Here is a 20,967-nt window from a genome sequence, read left to right as displayed (position 1 = left end):
ATCCTTGCGGTCCCCCTTTGCCCGCGGAGAGAGATGCCAGGCCGATGACCCACCCCCGCCCAGCCCTCACGAAGAACGCGTACGTCTACGAGGAGCTGCGCCGGCGCATCCTGGCCGGCGAGCTGATCCAGGGCCAGTCCATCTCCCAGGAGCAGCTCGCGGCGGAACTCGGCGTGAGCACCACTCCCCTGCGCGAGGCGCTGCGGCGGCTCGACGCCGAGGGGCTCGTGACGATCGACGCGCACCGCGACGCCCGGGTGAGCCGGCTCAACGCCGAGGAGGCCCGCAGCCTCTTCGAGGTCCGCGAACGCCTCGACCCGCTGGCCACCAAGCTCGCCGCTACGCGCCGGACCGACGCCGACATCACGGCGATCGAGTCCGCGCTCAAGGACCTCGAGCCGCTGAGCACGTCCACCGGCTTCGATTCGCTGCTCGTGCACCGCGCGTTCCACCGCAGCATCTACACGGCCTCGCACAACCCGTTGCTGATGACGCTGCTCGAAGGGCTCTGGGACAAGGCCGACCGCTACCGGCTGATCGGCCTGCAGTCCAAACCGGACTCCCCGGCCGACCAGGAACGCGTGCGGCGCGAGCACGTCGAGATCGCCCAGGCCGTGATCGCGGGGGACGCCCGCACGGCCGAGCGGACCATGAAGAAGCACGTGCTCGGCAGCCTCGGCCGCCGGGCGATCGCCGCGCTGGAGGCCTGAGCGCGCTCACAGCAGCGCCAGCGGGTTGGCCGGCGAACCCGTCCCGCCCTCGACCACGAGCGGCGCCACCACGAAGAGGAACTCGTGACGACCTTCCTCGGCACACGCGGCAGCCAGCGGTTCGAGTGCGCAGTTGTCCACCACGGCCAGCCCGTAGGCGAAGATCGCGCCGTGCACGGTCCACGGCACTCCGCCGTCGTTCGGGGCGCGGTCGAGCATGTCCCACGCGAGCGCGGCGCAGTCGTGGTCGCGCAGGAACTCCAGGCAGGAGGCGTGCAGGCCCGGCCGGCTCGCCTCGGTGCCCCACGGCGGGTTCTCGCGGTCCCACGCGTCGCGTCCACAGTGGACGACCACGGCGTCGCCGGGGCCGACGGTGACGCCGTGCGCCTGGGCGATCGCTTCGAGCTCGGCTCCGTGCACCGGCCGGTCGAGCGTCACGTACGGCTCGCCGCGGAAGGCCGGCACGTCGAGCAGGACCCCGCGCGTGACGATGCCTTCGCGCCAGTGGTCCACCGAACCCCAGCGACTGCCTCGCGAGGTGAGTTCCACGTCGGGGTCGCGGCCCTGCCACAGGCCGCGCTCGTCCCAGACGTGACACAGCGCGTCGACATGGGTGGAGGCGACGCCGTGGTATTCGATGCCGTAGTAGTCACCGGAGATCCCACCGGTGCCGCGGGGCGTTTTGGTCGTGTAGTGCGAAGCCGGACGCGGGTTGTCCGCGTTCGGCCGGGTCGGGAACGGCCGGCTCAGCGACACCGAGCGGCCCGAGCGCACCAGCTGTGCGGCTTCGGCCCGCTTGGCGGCGGTGATCAGGTTGACTGCGCCGACCTGGTCGTCGGCACCCCAGCGGCCCCAGTTGCTGCGGCCGTGGAGCTGCTGCTCCACTTCGGCGCGGGTCCAGTCACGCGCCACCGCTTCACCTCTTCCGGCTCGCCTCCGAGTGTTGGTATTTTCTAAGCGACAAGTACCAGATTGTCAACCGTGGAAAGGCGGCGACGAGTGAAGAAGATCGTCCTGTTCGGCGACAGCATGCTGGGCCGGTTCACCAAGCCCCGCATCGACCAGCTCGAAGCCGAGGCCGGCGACGTGGTCGTCTTCAACTGCGCCGCGGGCGGCTGGAAGAGCGACGACGGCGCGCGCCGCGCGGCCACGATCGCCAAGACCGAGCCGGACGTGGTGGTGTTGTCCTTCGGCGCCAACGACTGCGCACCCGACCGGCTGGTGGAGCTCCACGCGTACACCGAGAACCTGCGGGCGATCGCCGATGCCTTCGCCCCGGCCACGCTCATCGGGTTCCTGCCGCCCTCGATCGAGGAGATCGACGGCGTCGGCAGGCGCGGACGCACGAACGCCGTGCTCGACACGTACCGCGAAGTGCTGCGCGAGGTCGTCTCGGCCGCGAACTCGGTGGACACCGACGCCGCGGTGGCGCCGCTCGTCGCCGCCGGAGAGCCGGTGCACGAGGACGGTCTGCACCTCACCGGCGACGCCTACCGGCTCGTGATCTCGGCGCTCGCCGAGCGGATCGCCGCCGTCGGAACCGCCTCCGACCTGCACTGATCTTCCCGAAGACGCCGTGGTGAAGCCGGCACTACACGTCGTTGACGTTCTGAAGTTCTATAGCCTATAGTTCCGCTCCATCGTCAGCGCTCCCCGCTGTCCCCGCTCTCCCCTCCCCTCCCCTCCGCTCCCCTCCCCTCCTGGTCTGGCGAAGGAGACCCATGAACCGACTTCCCCTGCGGCGCGCGCTCGGTGCGCTCGGCCTCGCCGCACTCACCGCCGCCTCGGTCACCGCGTGCGGCGGAGGCGACTCCGCGGCCGGCGACGACTTCGGTCTCGCGCAGCCCGGCACCATCACGGCGGCGGTCACGGCGGGCGACTACCCGTTCGTCTCCCCCGACGCCAGCGGCAAACCGGTCGGCTTGCTCGTCGACCTGAACAACCTCATCGCGGACCGGATGCACCTCAAGATCGTCTACAAGACGACCACCGTCCAAGCCGGACTCCCCGGTCTCACCAGCGGTCAGTACGACCTGATGTCGGTGGGGCTGGTCGCGAGCGACGAACGCAAGAAGAGCGTGGCGTTCACGAAGCCGATCTTCTGGGGCCAGAACGTGGTCGTGGTGCCGGCGAGCTCGACCGCGAAGTCCATCCCGGACCTCGCCGGCAAGCGCGTGGGCGCCGGCGCGAACAGCACGCAGGAGGACTTCGCCAAGAAGAAGATGACCACGTCGCAGCTGGTGTCCGAGGCCACCGACGGCGCGGGCGTGAACCAGCTGCTCGCGGGCAACCTCGACGCGATGGTGCTCGGCTCGACGCACGTCGGGCAGATCTTCACCGAGCACCCGGGCAAGCTCAAGGTCGCGCTGACCTCACCGCAGGACCAGCCGGGCGCCGAGGCGGTCGGCAAGAAGCTGACGAAGTTCCTCGACGCCTACAACACGGAGCTCACCGCTCTCGCGAACGACGGCACGTTCCTCAAGCTGTACCAGAAGTACTTCCCGAACCTGCCGTACCCGACGCAGATGTACCAGTTCTGGCCGTCGATCCAGCAGCAGATCGAGAAACAGGGCAAGCCGACCCCGTAGCCGGGGCCCGTCCGGTGTCCGTCACCCGCTCAGCAGGTGACGGACACCTTCGCGCCGGCCTTGAACGACACGTGCACGTGGTCGAAGTGGTTCGCGGTGGGGCTGCCGCGGTCCTCCATCGGCTCCCAGCCGCTGCCCATGTTGATGCGCTGGCGCCAGATCACGTACGTCACGCCGAACTCGCCCTGGTGGGCCAGCACGTACGCGGCGAGCGCGTTGCCGGTTGCGGTGTCGACCATGAAGTCGAGCGCGAGACCCGTGGGGTGGTCACTCGCGCCCCCTCGGCCGGCGCGGCCGCCGACGGAGCTCACCTTGAACTTGGTCAGGATGTGGTTGCCCACCTGGGCAGCGCCGGGCTGCGCACCGGCCAAAGTGGACGAACACGCCTTACCGGCGGACAGGGTCTTCGTTGCCGCGGGCGGGGGTTTCGGCTTGGTCTTGGCGACCGGCTGCTTCGTCGTCGGCTTCGGGGACGCGGCCGACGTGCTGGGTACGGACGTGCTGGGGGTCGTCTGGGTCGCGCTGCTCGGCGTCGGGCGGCTCGGCGTCGTGCTGTCCGGCACGGGGACGCCGGACAGTGAAGCGCTCGACTGCGGAGCGCTGAGGGCGAGGCGGTCGGCGGCCGAGACCTGCCCACCGCCCTGGGTAGTGCCCGTCAGCCACACGAGGGCGACCAGTCCGAGGGCGGCGAGCACGCCGGCCCCGACTGGCAGCCGCCACGACAGCGACCGGGAGCGATGTCTTCCGGACATCCTGGTGCACCATTTTCTTCGCTCGGGGAACGCGCGCCGCGAATTCGGGGGATACGGCGCACGCAAAGCCGCCCCGACATTACGAATCGGACACGGGAAAGTCACTTCCGAGTGATTGTCCGCACAGATCAACACCGATCGATGCAGGTCAGCCGTGAGGTCAACGTTCCGGCTACCCGCCATTGACAGAACCTCGGCCGCCATTCCGCGCGTTGCCGGTCACGATGGGCGACCCCGCCGTCGCGCATTCCGGCGAAGCGCTTTCCTTGATCACCGGTGCGCGGCCGAGCAGGGCCGGCAGAGCTTCGGAACCGATACCGAAGCGTGGTCCCGGTTGACGAACCGCCGTTTTGGATCCAAACTCTCGGGGATTCCGACCCGACGCATGGAGGCGGCATGACGTTCTCGTTCCTCAGTCACCTGGAGTGTTCCCGGACCGGAGACCGGTACGAGGCGGACCAGGTGGCCGGCACGTCGGCCGCGGGCGCACCGCTGCTCGCGCGCTACGACCTGGAGCGGGTGCGGGAAACGGTGACCCGCGAGGACATCGCGGCCCGGGAACCCAGTCTCTGGCGCTACCACGAGGTGCTGCCGGTGCGTTCGCGCGACAACATCGTGAGCCTCGGCGAAGGCCTGACTCCCCTGCTGCCGCTGCCGAACCAGGGCAAGCAGTCCGGCGTGCCCAAGCTGCTCATGAAGGACGAGGGCCTGGTGCCCACCGGGTCGTTCAAGGCCCGCGGTGCCGCCGTGGGCGTTTCGCGCGCGGCCGAGCTCGGCGTTCGCGGCGTCGCGATGCCGACCAACGGCAACGCCGGTGCGGCCTGGGCGCTCTACGCCGCCCGCGCCGGAATGGACAGCCTCATCGCGATGCCCGACGACGCCCCCGCGATCACCATGAAGGAGTGCCTCGCCGCCGGCGCCGAGCTGTACCGGGTGGACGGACTGATCGGCGACGCGGGCAAGCTCGTCGGCGCCGCCGTGGCCGAACGCCAGGGCTACCAGGACGTGTCCACCCTCAAGGAGCCCTACCGGCTCGAGGGCAAGAAGACGATGGGCTACGAGATCGTCGAGCAGCTCGGGTGGCGCGTGCCCGACGTGATCCTCTACCCGACCGGTGGCGGCGTCGGCATCATCGGCATCTACAAGGCCCTGCTGGAGATGCGGGAGCTGGGCTGGATCTCCGGCGACCTGCCCCGGCTCGTCGCCGTGCAGGCCACCGGCTGCGCGCCGATCGTCGAGGCCTTCAAGTCCGGCGCCGCGGAAAGCACCCTGTTCCCCGACGCGCGCACCGTCGCCTTCGGCATCACCGTGCCCAAGGCGCTGGGCGACTTCCTCGTGCTGGACGCCGTCCGGGCCACCGAGGGCACCGCGATCGCGGTGACCGACGACGAGCTGCTGGCCGCCCAACGACGGCTGGCCACGCTGGAGGGCGCGTTCATCTGCCCCGAGGGCGCGGCCTGCTTCGCGGCGCTGGACCAGCTGCGCGAATCCGGCTGGGTCAGCGAGGACGACGAGGTCGTGGTCCTCAACACCGGCGCCGGAATCAAGTACCCCGAGACCGTGGAGGTCGACGCGCCGCTGCTGGCGAAGACCGACGCGATCCCCGCCCGGGGAGGCATGTTGCGCGCGCGTTAACCCTGCGCGCAGGCCTTTGCCGCCTCGATTGGATCTGATCTGATGTCCCCACCTCAGCAGCCGATCTGACAGGACCGAGCCCATGAACCGACGACGTTTCCGTGCGGCGCTCCTCCTGGCCACCGCCCTCGCCCTGGGTGCCGCCTCGTGCGGCATCCAGCCGGCGAGCGCGGGCCGTGGCCCCGGCACGATCACGATCGACACTGCCAACTACCCGTCCACACTGGACCCCGGCAAGCAGTACGACACCGACACGTACTCGGTGTACCGCAACATCTTCGACCAGCTGCTGCGCCGGAACCCGAAGACGAACGCGGTCGTGCCGTGGCTCGCCACGAAGTGGCGGCAGACCGATCCGCTCACCTGGCGCTTCACCATGCGCCCCGGCGTGACCTTCAGCGACGGCAGCCCGCTCACCGCCGAAGACGCGGCGTACTCCATCAGCCGGATCCTCGACAAGAAGTTCGGCAGCCAGCAGTACGCGAACTTCTCCGTGATCGACAAGGCCACGGCCGACGGCGGCGACCTCGTGGTGCACACGTCGGTCCCCTCCCCCACGCTGCTGAGCTACCTGACCACGCTCTCGGTGGTGCCGAAGGCCTACGTGCAGCGCGTCGGGGACAAGCAGTTCGCCGTGAAGCCGATCGGGTCCGGCCCGTTCGTGCTGCAGTCGGCGACGGCCGGGTCAGAGGTCGTGCTCACGGCCAACCCGAAGTGGTGGGGCCCGCCCACGCAGATCCGCACGGCCGTGTTCCGCGCGGTGCCGAACGTGGCCAGCCGCGTGGCCGACCTGCAGTCGCGCAAGGTCGACCTCGCGACCACGCTCACGCCGGACGCCGCCGACCAGATCCGCCGCGACCCGACGCTGGCGATCCTGTCCACGCCCACCGAGCGCGTCGCCTACCTCGCCTACAACACGATCAAGGGCGGTGCCACCAACGATCCCCGCGTGCGCAAGGCCATCGCCGAGGCGATCGACTACGACGCGCTGATCAAGAACCTCCAGCGCGGGTACGCCAAGCCGATCAACTCCATGGCCACGCCGCTCGCGTTCGGCTACGACAAGTCGTTGCCGAACAATCACCACGATCCCGAGGACGCCAAACGCCTGCTGCAGGAAGCGCACGCGGTCGGCGCGAAGCTGGTGATGGCGACCTCGCCGTCGTTCGACCCGCAGGTGGTGCAGGCGATCCAGGGTGACCTCGCCGCCGTCGGGCTCCAGGTGGAGATCCAGAACAGCGACCAGGCGACGTACCTGAAGAAGGTGCAGGACCCGTCGCACGAGTGGGGCTCGATCCGCTTCGGCAAGTGGTCGTGCTCGTGCCTCGACTCCGACGGCGTGATCTACCCGCTGTTCCACACCGGCGAGATCTGGAGCTCCTACAGCAACCCCGCCTTCGACAAGATCGTGGAGCAGGCGCGCGAAACGATCGACCCCGCGCGGAGGACGGAGCTGTACTCGCAGGCGTTCGAGCTGCTCAACCGCGACCTGCCGGGCATCGGTCTCTTCCAGGCATACGCGGTGTACGGCGCGAACTCGCGTCTGCAGTGGACACCCGACGCGTCGGAAAGCCTGTTCCTCGACCAGATGAAGGTGAGCTGACATGACGGCGATCGCAGTGCCGGCCCGCCGGAGGCGGACGAGGAGCCTGCCGGCGACCCCGCGGTACGTCGCGGGCCGGCTGGGCCAGGCCGTGCTCGCGCTGTTCGGCGTGACCACCATCGTGTTCTTCGCGCTGCGCCTCTCCGGCGACCCGGCGCGGCTGCTCGTGCCCGAGGGCGCCACGGCGGCCGACATCGAGCGGGTGCGCGAGCAGCTCGGCCTGAGCGATTCCCTGTGGCACCAGTACGTTTCGTTCCTCGGCAACGCCGTGCGCGGCGACCTCGGGTACTCCTACGTGCAGAACCGGCCGGCGACGGCGCTGATCGCCGAGCGGCTGCCCTACACGGCGAACCTCGCGGTGGCCGCGCTGATCCTGTCGGTGGTGTTCGGGGTGGTCATCGGGGTGATCACGGCGCTCAAGCGCGGCCGCTGGCAGGAACGCGTGCTCATGCCGATCGTGCTCGTCGGACAGGCGATGCCCGCGTTCTGGACCGGGCTGCTGCTCGTGCTCGTGTTCTCGGTGGCGCTGCGCTGGCTGCCGTCCACCGGGTACGACGGGCCGCTTTCGTTGCTGCTGCCCGCTGTCACGCTCGCCTCGCTGTCCGCCGCGGCGATCGCCCGCGTGACGCGCGGCGCGGTGCTGGAACAGCTGTCACAGGACTACGTGCGCACCGCGCGGGCCAAGGGCTCGAGCACCACGCGGCTCGTGCTGCGCCACCTCGCGCGCAACAGCGCGATCCCGGTGCTCACCGTCGCGGCGCTGGAGCTGGCCAACCTGCTCGGCGGCGCGGTGGTGACCGAGGTGATCTTCGCGTGGCCGGGCATCGGCCAGCTGACGATCCAGTCGGTGTCGGCGCGCGACTTCCCAGTGGTGCAGGCGATCGTGCTGTTCGCTTCCGCGGTGTACATCGTGATCAACCTGCTCACCGACCTGCTCTACGGCGTGATCGACCGGCGCGTCGCCACCGGTGCCCGAGGAGGTGCGGCGTGAAGCGGCGGGCGATCGTCATTCCCCTGGTCGTACTCGCGATCTACGTGCTGGCCGCGGTGTTCGCGCCACTGCTGGCCCCGTTCGACCCGGACAAGGTCACGCTCGCGCAGCGGCTGCTGCCCCCGGGCGCGCACCACTGGCTCGGCACCGACGCGCTCGGGCGCGACGTGGCATCCCGCGTCATCTACGGCACCCAGGTCTCGCTGCTCGTCGCGATCGGTGCCGTCGTGGCCGGCGGGGTGGTCGGCGTCGCGCTCGGCGTGCGCGCGGGCTGGCGCGGCGGCTGGCTCGGCGCGGTGATCATGCGGGTGGTCGACATCGTGCTCTCGGTGCCGTTCTTCCTGCTGGCGATCCTCGTGGTCGCGGTGCTCGGGCCGAGCCTGCTCAACGTGGTGGTGTGCCTGGCGCTCGTGCGCTGGCCGCGCTACGCCCGCGTCGCCCATTCCGCGACGCTGCAGGCGCGCGGCCGCGGGTTCGTCCGCGCGGCCACGGCGACGGGCGCGCCCGCGTGGTGGATCGTGCTGCGGCACGTGCTGCCCGAGGTGCTGCCGGTGTCCATTGTGGTCGCCACGCTGGAGCTAGGCCTGATGGTGATCTACGAGGCCTCGCTGTCGTTCCTGGGTCTCGGCGTGCAGCCGCCCACCGCGTCGTGGGGCTCGATCCTGTCCGACGGCCAGCAGTACATCGCTTCGGCGTGGTGGCTGGCGACCTTCCCGGGCATCGCGTTGTTCCTGCTCGTGCTGGCCGTGAACCTGCTGGGTGATGCGGCCCGCGACCGGCTGGACCCGGCGAAACGCGCCGAGCTGCCGCGCCCGCGGCTCCTTCGACGGATGGCGAGGCAGACCGCATGATCCCCGACTACCGAGGCGAGTTCACCGGCAAGCGCGTGGTCATCACGGGCGCGGCCGGGTTGATCGGCACGTGGACGGCCGAGGCCTTCCACGCCGAGGGCGCCGAGTTGGTGTTGTCCGACAACCGGCCCGAGCCGGTGCGGGAGCTGGCGAAGCGGCTGGGCGCCCACGCGGCGGTGGCCGACCTGACCACCGGCGCCGGCGTGGAAGAACTCATCGCGGCGATCGACGACCGCTGGTCGACGGCCGACATCCTCGTCAACAACGCCGGCATCTACCCGCGCACGCCGGTCGCCACCACCGAGCGTGAGACCGTGGAGACGATCTTCGCCGTCAACGTCCTCGCGCCCTACCAGCTCGCGCGGCACGTGATCGCGACGATGACCGCCACCGGCACGCAGGGCTGCATCGTCAACCTGTCGTCCGGCGCGGCGAAACGCCCGACCCGCACCGGCGGCGTCTACTCCGCGAGCAAAGCGGCGCTGGAGATGCTCACCCGGTCGCTCGCCCTCGAAACGGGTGAGGCCGGGATCCGCGTCAACAGTGTGGGCCCCGGGTTCGCGCCCGGAAGCGAGGTCAGCGAGCTGCCCGACGAGCACGTCGCCAAGATGCGCCGGGCGATCCCGCTCGGGCGCACGTCCGGGCCCGCCGACGCGCCGTCGGCGATCCTCTGGCTGTGCTCCAGCGCCGCGTCGTTCGTCACCGGCACCACCCTCGACGTCGACGGCGGCCGCACCGCCGGCGACTTCACCCCGTCCGGAGGTGCGTCGTGACCTACCCCTGGCCCGGTGGCGCCCGCGCGGCCGTGTGCTTCACGCTCGACTTCGACGGCGAATCGCCCCACCTGTGGCGCACCCGCGAAAACCCGCCCGCCTCCGTCGGTGAGCTGGAGCAGCGGCGCTACGGGCCGCGGCGCGGGATCCGCAACCTGCTGTCCATGATGGACAACCTGCACCTGCGGGCGACGGTCTTCGTGCCCGGCTGGATCGCCGACCGCTACCCGGAGCAGGTGGCCGAGGTCCACGCCCGCGGCCACGAGCTGGCCCTGCACGGCTGGTGCCACGAGGCACCGACCGGCCTGACGCGCGACGAGCTGCGCCGCACGCTGACCCGCGCCGCGGACACGCTCACGGCGATCACCGGCGAACGGCCGGTCGGCTACCGCTCCCCCAGCTGGGACATGACCACCGACGTGTTCCCGGTCCTGCACGAGCTCGGCCTGACGTACGACAGTTCGCTGATGGGCGACGACCGTCCGTACCTCGTCGACGACCTCGTGGAGGTCCCCGTCGACTGGGCCACCGACGACGCGCCCTACTACCGCTACGTCGGCGGGGATCCGCGGCCACCCGCGACCACGCCCGAAGTGCTGGCCGGCTGGGCCGCGGAGATCGCGGCGGCGAAGAAGCTCGGGTCGCTGTGCATGATCACCGTCCACCCATGGCTGTCGGGCCGGCCCGCCCGCGTGGCCGCGCTGGAAGCACTGCTCGCCCCCGTCGTCGCCGACGCCGGGCTGGCCACCCCCACCACCGGTGAGCTCGCCGCGCACCACCGCGAGCACGGCACCGGATACGAAGTCCCCCTCGGAGAGTTGGGCAGGCCCGGTCATGACTGAGCTGCTGGAAGTACAGGACCTGAAAGTGTCGTTCGGCGCGGGCCGTGAAGCCGTGCGCGGGGTCGACCTCACTGTCGGCCGCGGCGAAACCCTCGCCGTGGTCGGGGAATCCGGCTGCGGCAAGAGCCTCACGGCGCTGTCGCTGCTCGGCCTCGAACCGGCCGCCGCGCAGGTGACGGGGTCGGCGACACTCGGCGGCACGGAGCTCATCGGCCGCGGCGAACGCGAGCTGCGGCGCCTGCGCGGCACCCGCGCGGCGATGATCTTCCAGGACCCGATGAGCTCGCTGAACCCCACCACCCGCATCGGCACGCAGATCGCCGAGGTGCTGGCCATCCACACGCCGATGCGGCGCTCGGCCCGGCTGCGCCACGCCGTGGAGCTGATGGAGTCGGTCGGCATCACCGGCGCCGCGGCGCGGGCGCGGCAGATGCCGCACGAGCTGTCCGGCGGCATGCGCCAGCGCGTGATGATCTCGATCGCGCTGGCCGGCAGCCCCGAGCTGCTCATCGCGGACGAGCCCACGACGGCGCTCGACGTGACCGTGCAGGCCCAGGTCCTCGCGCTGCTGCGGGAACGCACGCGGGACACCGCGCTGCTGTTCATCACGCACGACATGGGTGTGGTCGCGGAGATCGCCGACCGCGTCGCGGTGATGTACGCGGGGAAGGTCGTGGAGACCGGCACCGTGCGCGAAGTCCTCGAAGCCCCGCGCCACCCCTACACCGCGGCGCTGCTGCGCTCGGTGCCCGATCCCGACCGCCCGGCGGCCGGGGAACTGCCCACCATCCCCGGGCAGGTCCCCGCCGTCGGCGCGGTGCTCGAAGGCTGCCCGTTCCGCCCGCGCTGCGACCACGCCGACGACACCTGTGCCACGGCCCCGGCGCTCGTCGACGGCGTCGCGTGCTGGCACCCGGTGTCCCGCGAATCCCAGGAGGTGGCGTGATGACGGATCTCGTGGTCGCGGAAGGACTGGTCAAGCGCTTCGCCGTGCGCGGCGGCACGATGGCCGCCGTCGACGGCGTGAGCCTGCGCGTCGAGCAGGGCACCACGCTCGCGCTCGTCGGCGAGTCCGGCTGCGGGAAGTCGACCACCGGGCGGCTGCTGCTCGCGCTGGAGCGCCCCGACGAGGGCAGCGTGGAGGTCGCCGGGCAGGCCGTGCACTCGATCGGCAAGAAGCAGCTGCGCGAGCTGCGGCGCACGATGCAGCCGGTGTTCCAGGACCCCTACGACTCGCTCAACGGCCGCATGACCGTCGGGCAGATCGTCGCGGAACCCCTGCGCGTGCACCACTTCCGCGGCGATCTCGACGCACGCGTGCGGGAGCTGCTCGAAGCCGTCACGCTCGCGCCGGAGCTCGCGCAGCGCTACCCCCACGAGCTCTCGGGCGGGCAGCGCCAGCGCGTGGCGATCGCGCGGGCCATCGCGCTCGACCCGGAGTTCCTCGTGTGCGATGAGCCGGTGTCCGCGTTGGACGTCTCGGTGCAGGCGCAGGTGGTGAACCTGTTGCGGCGCCTGCAGGACGAGCGCGGGATCACGTACCTGTTCATCAGCCACGACCTCGCGCTGGTGCGCCACCTGGCCCACCGCGTGGCCGTGATGTACCTCGGGCGGATCGTGGAGGAGGGCGAGACCGAGGAGCTGTTCGCCGACCCGCGCCACCCGTACACGCAGTTGCTGCTCGCCGCCGCGCCCCGGCCGCGGGTGCGTGACCACGACCGGCAGGAGCCGGTGGAGCAGCTCGGCGAGGCCACGAGCGCACTGTCGCGATCGGACGGGTGCTCGTTCGCCCCGCGGTGCCCGCTGGCGACGGACCGCTGCCGCACCGAGGATCCCGCGCTGCGGCCGCTCGCGGACTCGCGCGCCGCGGCGTGCCACTACGCCGAGACCGCGCGGGTCGGGGTCGCATGATCACTCGCGACGGGTACGGAATCCCTTCGGTGGTGGCGGAAACCGAGGATCAGGCGTGGTTCGAGCTCGGCCGCGCCGCCGCCGAGGACCGGCTGTGGCAGCTGGAGTACGACCGCCGCCGCGCGGCCGGGCGGTGGGCCGAGGTCGTGGGCGAGCCGGCCGTGGCCGCCGACCGGCTCGCCCGCCGGCTGCGCCTCGCCGACGCCGCCGACCGCGACCTGGCCGCCATGGACCCCGCCACGCTCGCGACGTTCGAGCACTACGCGGCGGGCATCAACGCCCACGTCGCCGAGCGCGGCACCGGCGTCGAGCACGACCGCGGCGGCATCGGCTGGGAACCGTGGACACCGCGGGATTCGCTGCTGATGTTCAAGATCCGCCACGTGCTGATGGGCGTGTGGCAGTACAAGATCGCCCGCGCGGTGCTGCGCGCGACGGCCGGCGCCGAGTCGGCCGCGAAGCTGGATCCACGGCCGCTGCCGGGCATGCGCGTGACGGTGCCGCCGCTGGGCCGGGTCGGCGACGCCCGCGCGAACCTGTTCGAGCAGGCCCGCGCCGACGTCGAAGCGGCGGCCGAGCACCTCGGGTTCCTCAGCGAGTCCGAGGGCGGGTCCAACGCGTGGGTGCTCGGACCGAGCCGCACCGCCAGCGGGAAACCGTTGCTGGTCAACGACTCCCACCGCGCGCTGGACGTGCCGAACACCTACTGGCAGGCCCACGTGCGCTGCCCGGATTTCACCGTGTCCGGCGCGACGTTCCCTGGCCTGCCGGGCTTTCCGCACTTCGGCCACAACGGCCGCGTCGGCTGGGCCATCACCAACGCCGCAGCCGACGCGCAGGACCTCTACGTCGAGCACTTCCGCGGCGAGCAGGTGCGCACGGCCGACGGCTGGGCGGAAGCGTCGGTGCGCGACGAGGTCATCCACGTGCGCGACGGCGAGGACCGCGTCGAACGCTGCTGGCTGACCCCGAACGGTCCCGTGGTGCACGGCGACCCCGCGAGCGGGGCGGCCCTGTCACTGCGCTGGACGGCCACCGACGGCGCGTGCGAGCAGTTCGGCGTGCTGCGCCGGATGCTCCTCGCCCCCGACGTGCACACGCTGCTCGACGCGCAGGACGGCTGGGTCGACCCGGTCAACAACCTCCTGGCCGCCGATGGCGACGAACACATCGGTTACCTGCTGCGCGGACAGCTCCCGGCGCGCGACAACCACGCCGCCACGCAACTGCCGGTCCCCGGCTGGGAGACCACCCACCGCTGGCGCGGCCGCGTGCCGTTCGGCGAGATGCCGCGGACGGAGGACCCGCCGGAAGACCTCATCGTCACGTCGAACAACACGGTCACCGCCGCCACGCACCCGGTCATCTCCCACGCGGTCAACGACTCCTACCGCGCCGAGCGCATCCACGAGCTGGCCGCCGCGGCCGGCCCCGCGACGGCCGAGGACATGCGCGTGTGGCAGGGCGACACGACGTCGGTCGCGGCCCGGCGCTGGGCGGAGCTGCTCGACGGACGCGGACCGTTCACCGGCGACGCAGAGCGGGCCCGCGCCGTGCTCGTGGCCGGCCGCGGGGACCTCGGCCCCGGCGAGACCACCGGGCTCGTGCACGCGTGCTTCCGCCGCGAGGTCGCCGCGCGCGTGCTGGACGCCGAGCTCGGCGCGGACACGCGGGCGTGGCTGATGAAGTGCGGACTGCCGGGCATGCCCGTGGTGCTGCGCCGTTGGTTCGCGAGCCTGACCTGGCCGCGCGAGGGCACCTGGCCCGCCGAGCGGCTCGGCGACGACCTGCTCGCCGACGCGCTCGCCGCGGCCTGGCGCCGCGTGGCGGAGACGGGCCCGCGGCCGTGGGGCGAGGTCCACCGCACGGCGGCGAGGCACCCGCTGCACCCCGTGGTCGGCGCGGAGTTCGACCCGCCCGCCGTCGGCATCGGCGGGGACAACGAGACGATCCAGAACGGCGCCTACGGCTGGGCCCCGGGCGGGCGGTTCGACATCACCAACCTGTCGGTGTACCGGCAGGTACTCGATCTGGCCGAGCTCGGCGCCGCCGCCTGGGTGATTCCCGGCGGAGCGTCCGGCTCGCCCGGTTCGGCGCACTATTCTGACCAGCTGGTCGCGTGGCAACGGCACGAGCTCGTCCCGATGCACCCGCCCGCGACCACAGCAGCCGCAACGGACACAGCCACGAACGAGGAGCCGCGACCCGGTGACTGACCAGCCCCCCGAACCGGCCAGCCTGGTCCGCACCGCGTACCGGGCGATCCGCGAGGCTGTGCTGGACCGGCAGCTGCTGCCCGGCGAGCGGGTGACCGTACGGCCGCTGACCGAGCGCCTCGGCATCTCGCCGACGCCGGTCAAGGCCGCGCTGGCCATCCTCGAACGCGAGGGATTCCTCGTGGCGCGGCAGCATTCGGGGTACTTCGTGGCCGAGCTGACCGTGGCCGACATGCGCGACATCTACGAGCTGCGCTCCGCCGTCGACACGCTCGCCGCGCGCGACATCGCCCGCACGCAGCCGGCCGAGCTGCTCGCCCGGCTGGCCGAGCTCGTCGAGGGCCAGCACGCCGCCCTGGCCGCCGGCGACGTGCCACGCTACGCCGAGCTCGACCGGGAGTTCCACGCCCTGATCTGGCAGGGCTCGGCCAACCGCCGCCTGCTGGCCATCGCCGACCTGCTCGGCGCGCAGCTGCAGCTGGGCCAGAACGTGACGATCACCGTACCCGGCCGCCCCGAGGCGAGCCTCGACGAGCACGGGGAGATCCTGGACGCGCTGCGCTCCGGCGACACGGCGGCAGCGGAACAGGCGACGCGCCGGCACGTCACCCAGGTCATCCGGGCCTTGGAGTCGGCGCTCCCGTCCTGACGACACACGGAGGTGGAGCACGTGGACTTCGGGTTGACCGAAGACCAGGAAGCACTGCGCCGCGGCGCCCGCGAGCTGGCGGCGAAGTTCCCCGACGAGTACTGGGCCCGCTGCGACGCCGAGGGTGAGTTCCCGTGGGACTTCTACACCGCGTTCGCCGACGCCGGCTGGCTCGGCATCGCGATCCCCGAGCAGTACGGCGGCGGCGGGCTCGGGATCTTCGAAGCCGCGCTGCTGCTGGAAGAAGTCGCCGCGTCCGGCGCCGGGATGAACGGGTGCAGCACCATGCACCTCACGATCTTCGGCCTCAACACCATCGTGAAACACGGCAGCCCCGCGCTGCGTGAGGAGATCCTCCCCCGCGCCGCCGACGGCTCGCTGCACGTCTGCTTCGGTGTCACCGAGCCCGACGCCGGCACCGACACCACGCGCATCCGCACCTTCGCCCGCCGCGACGGCGGTGCCGACGCGGACTACGTGATCAACGGCCGCAAGGTCTGGATCACCAAGGCCGGCCAGTCGCAGAAGATGGTGCTCATCGCGCGCACCACGCCGCTCGAGGAGGTCGAGCGGCCCACCGACGGCATGTCGCTGTTCCTCGTGGACGTCGATCCCGAAGCGATCACGCTGACCGCGATCCCGAAGATGGGCCGCAACGCCGTCAGCTCCTACGAGGTCGCGATCGACGACCTGCGCGTGCCCGCGTCGGCCCGCATCGGCGAGGAGGGCCAGGGCTTCCGCTACCTGCTCGACGGCCTGAACCCCGAACGCATCCTGCTCGCCCACGAAGCCCTCGGCCTCGGCCGCGCCGCCGTGGACCGCGCCGTGGCCTACGCCCGCGAGCGCATCGTGTTCGACCGGCCGATCGGGCAGAACCAGGGCATCGCGTTCCCGCTCGCCGAAGCCCGGACCCGCCTCGACGCCGCCGAGCTCATGGCCCGCAACGCCGCCTGGCGCTACGACCAGGGCCTCTCGTGCGGGCGTGAGGCCAACATGGCCAAGTGGCTCTGCGCCGACGCCGGGTTCCAGGCCGCCGACCGCGCGATGCAGACCCTCGGCGGCATGGGTTACGCGAAGGAGTACCACGTCGAGCGCTACTTCCGCGAAGCCCGCCTGCTGCGGATCGCGCCGGTGAGCCAGGAGATGGTGCTGAACTACGTCTCCACCCACGTGCTCGGGCTGCCCAAGTCGTACTGACACGCGAAAAGCGGTCCCGCCCGGGTGGCTCCCCGGGCGGGACCGCTTTTCGCTGGTGCGCCTAGATCTTGGGCAGAGCCACGTCGTTCACCGTGGCCTGGCCCGCCATCACCTTCACCTGCCGGAACTGCGGCTGGTACCCGTTGGCGGCCACGGTGACCATCAGCGGGTTGTAACCCTTGTCCAGCCACAGCCGGTAGTGGCCCTGCGCGTCGGTCTTGAGGGTGTACGACACCTCGCCGCACACTCCGTTGTGGACCATCGTGCACACCTGCACCGTGGCGTCGGCCACCGGCGCGCCCGACGCGGAGTCGGTGACCGTACCCGAAAGCTCACCCCAGGCCTTGGGGGCCGCGGCCTGCAGCGTGACGGGCAGGGCCGCCACCGCGTAGGGCGAGTCGGTGTCGAGCGCGATCGTCGCCGTGTACTTGCCGGGCTGGGTGACCTTGCCGGAGTCGACGGTCACCGCGACCTTCGCGATGGCGCCGGGTGCGAGGTCCAGCTCGGTGCTGCCTTCGGAGAGCCAGCCGGCGTCGTCGTCACCGCACTGGTCGTAGCCCGGCAGCATCGCCGTGGTGCGCAGCGCCGGCACGAACGAACCGACCTGGTAGAGCGCACACGCCCCGCGTCCGCCGCCGTAGTACTCCTGCGGCAGGTCCGGCAGCGACGACCACCTGTCGCTCACCGGGTCGTACTCGATGGTGTGCGCGGTCTCGCCGGCCTGGGAGACGACCGTGCCGGTGCCGGTCTCGCCACCGGCGAGCTGCAGGCGGCCGTTCGCCCCGCTGTAGGCCATCTGGGAGACCTCGTACGGTGCGTCGGCCACCTTCGTCCACGCGGCGCTGCCCGGCTTGAACACATAGGTCGACTTGATGTTCGTGACGCCACCGAGGTACCCGCCGGCGCACACGATCTCACCGTGGATCCCGGCGCAGGCCGCGTCGCTCTCGGCCTCCGGGTAGTCGGGCAGTGCCGACCAGGCGTTGCGCACCGGGTCGTAGACGAACGCCGTCTTCACCGGGTCCTTGCCGCACACGCTCGCGCAGCCGCCGACCACGTACAGCTTCCCGCCGAGCGTGGCGGCGGTGGCGCCGTAGAGCTTCGCCGGCAGGTCCGCCAGCCGCGACCAGGTGTTCGTCTGCGGGTGGTAGGCGTACGTCGTGGACAGGAGGCCGGGCATCCCGGCCCCGCCGACGACGTACAGCGAACCGTCCAGGAACGCCGCCGCACCACGCATCACCGGCTCCGGCATGTCCGCGATCGGCGACCACGCGGCGGTGACCGGGTCGTACACGTAGCTGCGGGCCGAGGGCGAGAGCATGTGCATGGGCATGCCGCCCGCGCTGTAGATCTTGCCCTGGTAACCGCCGAGCGCGCTTTGGTAGGTGAACTCCGGGACGTTCGCCATCGGCTGCCAGCCCGCCGCCGCCGACGGGTCGACCCCGGTGAACCCGGTGACGTGCTCGCCGAGCGACACGTGCACCGGTGCCGTGCCGGTGTTGGTGAGCTTCACCGTCTGGTTCGCGACCTGGCCCATCGTCTTGCTCACGGTCAGCGCGGTCGAACCGACCGCCAGTTGCCCGGCCTTGAGCTTGATGTCCAGGCGGGCCACGGAGTTCAGGCCGGTCGTCGTCGACAGCGCCGGTGACGAGTACCGCGGCAGGCTCGCCGTGTACTGGTGCGCACCAGTGGTGTCGAACAGCTCGTAGAAACCGTCCGCCAGGGCGGCGTCGTCCGGGGTGGGCGAGCTGACCGCGGAGCGGGCCGCGGCGGCCGAGTCGGCCACCGTGACGTCGTCGAGCGGCCGGCCGTTGTTGGCGTCGGTGACCACGCCCGCGACCAGGCCGCCTTCGCCGGCCGTGCACGAACCGACGACCACGTCGTCCAGCTCCGCGAGCGAGTTCCCGGCACCCTGGAAGTGGAACCGCACGCGCACGGAGTCCTTGCCCGCGGCCTGCGGCAGCGGGATCGACACCTGCGTTTGCACGAGGTCGGTGGTGTGGTGCGTCAGCGGGCTCCACGTGGCACCGCCGTCGAGGGACAGATCGGCGTCGAACGCGCTGTTCCCGTCCGGCACGTACACGCCGCCGAACGACAGCACCGGAGCGTCGTCGCCGGTCAGGTCGAGGACCGGCGAGAGGAACGTGGTGTCCTCCGCCTTGCCGTCACGGGTGATCGGGCTGGCGAGCGCGTAGTTGCCGCTGCTGATGAAGTTGAACAGCTCGATGCCGTCGTCGAACGTCCAGCCCGTCGAGGCCGGGTCGGCGTTCGTCACGGTCCACCCGTCCTTCGGGGCGGTGCCGAGCCAGCCGTCGAAGTGCGTCAGCGCGGCGTGGCCGTAGCCGAGCGCGGTGCACGCGTTCGGGTCGACGGCGGCGGTGAAGTTCTGCCGCACGCCCGAATCGGCGACGGTCACCTGCTTGTCGATCTGCTGGTAGCCGGGCTGCACCGCGGAGACGTGCAGCTGGTAGGCCGCGCCCTGCGGCAGGTCGACGCTGTACTTGCCGGAGAACGGGTCGGTGTAGATCGCGCCGCCGGGGTAGCCGTCGACGGTGATCTTCGCGTACAGCGGCCAGCCGTGGCCGGAGCCGTCGGTCACGGTGCCCGACACGGCCTGGGTGGCGATCTTCGCGACGGCGTAGTCGGACGTGGCGGCCTGACCGTCCACGATGGACAGTTCGCCGCTGCCGTTCTCGTAGCCGAAGCGGGTGACCGCGAGCTGGTAGGAGTCGGCGGCGACGGCCAGGTGGTAGGCGCCCTGGGCGTCGGTCGTGGCATGGTAGACGTTGCCGGTGGCCTTGCCGGTGGCGGTCACCGTGGCGCCGGCGACCGGCGTGCCCGCGGTGTCGCGGACGTGGCCGTCGACCGTCCCTTGTGGAGTGTAGGCGAGGGTCGCGACGCCGTGGGGCGAGCCGAGACCGGTCGGGCCGTCCCAGCCCGGGCCGGCGGTGCACAGGACCGTGGCGCACGAACCGTTGGTGCCCTGGGTGACGTCGTAGAGGTCGTTGCCGTGGTTGAAGTAGGCGTAGGTCGCGGGGTTCGTGCCCGGCCGCGGGTCGCCGGCGAGGGCGAACATCGAGGCGATCAGCGGCGACGACAGGCTCGTGCCGCCCACCTGGCCCCAGCCGCCGGACTTGCCGGAGTCGTAGATCGCGAAGCCGCTCGCCGGGTCGGCGACGGCAGAGACGTCGGCGATGGCGCGGTTCGCGCAGCCGGTGGCGAGCTCCTGCTGGTACTCGGGCTTCGGCTCGTACGGGGAGCAGCCGGAGCCGGCGTCGGACCAGGCCTGCTCGCTCCAGCCGCGCGGGTTCGCCGGGTCGCGGTAGAGGTTCGTGCCGCCGGCGGCGACGACGTTGGGGTTGGCGGCGGGCCAGTCCTGCAGGCCGTAGGCGTGGTCACCGGTGGAGGCGACCATCGCGACGCCGGGCACGGTGTAGTGCGAGTCGAGCGTGCCCTCTTCGGGGTCCTCGCCGTCGATGCCGTAGGAGTTCGAGACGAACTTCGCGCCCAGGCGCACGGCGGTGTCGACCCCGACCACGATGTCGTACGGGCTCGTGGAAGCGCCCTCGACGAGCAGGATGTGGCACGCGGGGCAGGCGGCCGAGACGGCGTCGAGGTCGAGCGCGGTCTCCTGCGCCCAGCCGTCGTCGTCGGCCGGGTAGTTCACGCCGCCGTTCTGGTCCACCTTGCGGAAGCAGCCGTTGTCCGTGGTGCACGGCGGGAGGCCGTACTGCGCGCGGTACACGGCGAGGTCGGCCTCGGCGTGGGAGTCGCCGAGCGCGTCGATGATGGCGACGGTCTTGCCCGCGCCGCCGTCGGGGAGGTCGTAGGCGGCCTTGATGTCGGCCGGGCCGAGCGAATCCGGCAGCGGGCCGGCGTTGCTGGTCAGGGGGCGCAGGTCCGTGCCCGCCTTGAACAGCGAGTTGCACGTGACGGTGTGCGGCTTCGGCTTGGCGGGGTTGCAGCCGGTCGGGGCGTAGAGCGCCTTGGGCGCCTTCGCGGCGGTCTTGCCCGTGGCCGTCCGGGTGGCCTTGTCGGCGGCGACGGGCTTCGCGTCGCCGGAGGTGTTGGCGGCGTCGAGCACGGCCTGCCCGGCGGCTGCGGCTTGGGCCGGGGCTTCCGCGGACGTCTGCGGTGGGGTTGTGCCGGGTTGGAGGCCGGGTTGGGTGGTGCCGACGACCAGCGCCAGGCCGGCCAGCACCGGGAGGATGAGCGCCAGCAGGCGCCCCCGGGGGACTCTCAAGGGATG

The 20,967-nt window shown here is 71.7% G+C and carries 17 protein-coding genes; 14 read left to right on the top strand and 3 right to left on the bottom strand.

Going from position 1 to position 20,967, the window contains the following annotated elements; genetic code table 11:
• Positions 1-44 precede the first annotated feature (44 nt).
• A complete protein-coding gene (locus tag ACFY1H_RS34315; protein WP_386953412.1) occupies positions 45-710 on the top strand; it encodes a GntR family transcriptional regulator in 666 nt (221 codons plus the stop codon).
• A 6-nt stretch (positions 711-716) separates the two neighbouring features.
• Here the strand turns inward: ACFY1H_RS34315 and ACFY1H_RS34310 are convergent, their stop codons facing one another.
• The gene (locus tag ACFY1H_RS34310; protein ID WP_386953409.1) at positions 717-1,622 is read right to left on the bottom strand and encodes a cyclase family protein; all 906 of its coding nucleotides are present in this window, start codon (positions 1,620-1,622) and stop codon (positions 717-719) included.
• Between the two features lie 87 nt (positions 1,623-1,709).
• On the opposite strand from ACFY1H_RS34310, the gene ACFY1H_RS34305 reads away from it, so the two are divergent.
• Positions 1,710-2,270 carry a GDSL-type esterase/lipase family protein gene (locus ACFY1H_RS34305; protein ID WP_366578038.1) on the top strand — a complete coding sequence of 187 codons (561 nt, stop codon included), beginning with the start codon at positions 1,710-1,712 and terminating at the stop codon, positions 2,268-2,270.
• Positions 2,271-2,431: 161 nt separating this feature from the next.
• A complete protein-coding gene (locus ACFY1H_RS34300; protein WP_366578036.1) occupies positions 2,432-3,298 on the top strand; it encodes an ABC transporter substrate-binding protein in 867 nt (288 codons plus the stop codon).
• Between the two features lie 29 nt (positions 3,299-3,327).
• On the opposite strand, the gene ACFY1H_RS34295 is transcribed toward ACFY1H_RS34300, so the two are convergent.
• The gene (locus ACFY1H_RS34295; RefSeq protein ID WP_386953405.1) at positions 3,328-4,050 is read right to left on the bottom strand and encodes a hypothetical protein; all 723 of its coding nucleotides are present in this window, start codon (positions 4,048-4,050) and stop codon (positions 3,328-3,330) included.
• Positions 4,051-4,446: 396 nt separating this feature from the next.
• Between ACFY1H_RS34295 and ACFY1H_RS34290 the strand changes: the two genes are divergently transcribed.
• From ACFY1H_RS34290 to ACFY1H_RS34240, 11 genes are all read left to right on the top strand, one after another.
• Entirely contained in the window at positions 4,447-5,685 is a 1,239-nt protein-coding gene (locus tag ACFY1H_RS34290; RefSeq protein WP_366578033.1) for a threonine synthase, read from the top strand.
• Positions 5,686-5,767: 82 nt separating this feature from the next.
• A complete protein-coding gene (locus ACFY1H_RS34285) occupies positions 5,768-7,288 on the top strand; it encodes an ABC transporter substrate-binding protein (protein WP_386953402.1) in 1,521 nt (506 codons plus the stop codon).
• A gap of 1 nt (position 7,289) precedes the next feature.
• Positions 7,290-8,279 carry an ABC transporter permease gene (locus ACFY1H_RS34280; RefSeq protein WP_366578030.1) on the top strand — a complete coding sequence of 330 codons (990 nt, stop codon included), beginning with the start codon at positions 7,290-7,292 and terminating at the stop codon, positions 8,277-8,279.
• Entirely contained in the window at positions 8,276-9,130 is an 855-nt protein-coding gene (locus ACFY1H_RS34275) for an ABC transporter permease (RefSeq protein WP_386953399.1), read from the top strand. Before ACFY1H_RS34280 ends, ACFY1H_RS34275 begins: the two co-directional genes overlap by 4 nt.
• Positions 9,127-9,903 (top strand): SDR family NAD(P)-dependent oxidoreductase, encoded by a 777-nt coding sequence (locus ACFY1H_RS34270; protein ID WP_386953396.1) that lies wholly within the window; start codon positions 9,127-9,129, stop codon positions 9,901-9,903. Before ACFY1H_RS34275 ends, ACFY1H_RS34270 begins: the two co-directional genes overlap by 4 nt.
• Positions 9,900-10,745 (top strand): polysaccharide deacetylase family protein, encoded by an 846-nt coding sequence (locus ACFY1H_RS34265; protein WP_366578024.1) that lies wholly within the window; start codon positions 9,900-9,902, stop codon positions 10,743-10,745. The genes ACFY1H_RS34270 and ACFY1H_RS34265 overlap by 4 nt, the downstream gene beginning before the upstream one ends.
• Complete coding sequence (locus tag ACFY1H_RS34260) at positions 10,738-11,691, top strand: ABC transporter ATP-binding protein (protein WP_386953391.1); 954 nt, start codon at positions 10,738-10,740, stop codon at positions 11,689-11,691. Before ACFY1H_RS34265 ends, ACFY1H_RS34260 begins: the two co-directional genes overlap by 8 nt.
• Positions 11,691-12,656, top strand: a complete 966-nt coding sequence (locus ACFY1H_RS34255; RefSeq protein ID WP_366578020.1) for an oligopeptide/dipeptide ABC transporter ATP-binding protein — start codon at positions 11,691-11,693, stop codon at positions 12,654-12,656. Before ACFY1H_RS34260 ends, ACFY1H_RS34255 begins: the two co-directional genes overlap by 1 nt.
• On the top strand, positions 12,653-14,872 hold the full coding sequence (locus ACFY1H_RS34250) for a penicillin acylase family protein (protein WP_386953389.1): 2,220 nt from the start codon (positions 12,653-12,655) through the stop codon (positions 14,870-14,872). The genes ACFY1H_RS34255 and ACFY1H_RS34250 overlap by 4 nt, the downstream gene beginning before the upstream one ends.
• On the top strand, positions 14,865-15,521 hold the full coding sequence (locus tag ACFY1H_RS34245) for a GntR family transcriptional regulator (RefSeq protein ID WP_366578017.1): 657 nt from the start codon (positions 14,865-14,867) through the stop codon (positions 15,519-15,521). Before ACFY1H_RS34250 ends, ACFY1H_RS34245 begins: the two co-directional genes overlap by 8 nt.
• Positions 15,522-15,542: 21 nt before the next feature.
• Complete coding sequence (locus ACFY1H_RS34240; RefSeq protein WP_386953386.1) at positions 15,543-16,718, top strand: acyl-CoA dehydrogenase family protein; 1,176 nt, start codon at positions 15,543-15,545, stop codon at positions 16,716-16,718.
• A gap of 61 nt (positions 16,719-16,779) precedes the next feature.
• On the opposite strand, the gene ACFY1H_RS34235 is transcribed toward ACFY1H_RS34240, so the two are convergent.
• Positions 16,780-20,961: a carboxypeptidase regulatory-like domain-containing protein gene (locus ACFY1H_RS34235; RefSeq protein ID WP_386953382.1), complete on the bottom strand. Its 4,182-nt coding sequence runs from the start codon at positions 20,959-20,961 to the stop codon at positions 16,780-16,782.
• Between the last annotated feature and the right edge of the window lie 6 nt (positions 20,962-20,967).

The organism is Amycolatopsis sp. NPDC001319, from assembly GCF_042896185.1.
GTDB lineage: Bacteria > Actinomycetota > Actinomycetes > Mycobacteriales > Pseudonocardiaceae > Amycolatopsis.
Note: the sequence above shows the minus strand (reverse complement) of the source record. Positions and strands in the feature narration are given on the sequence as shown.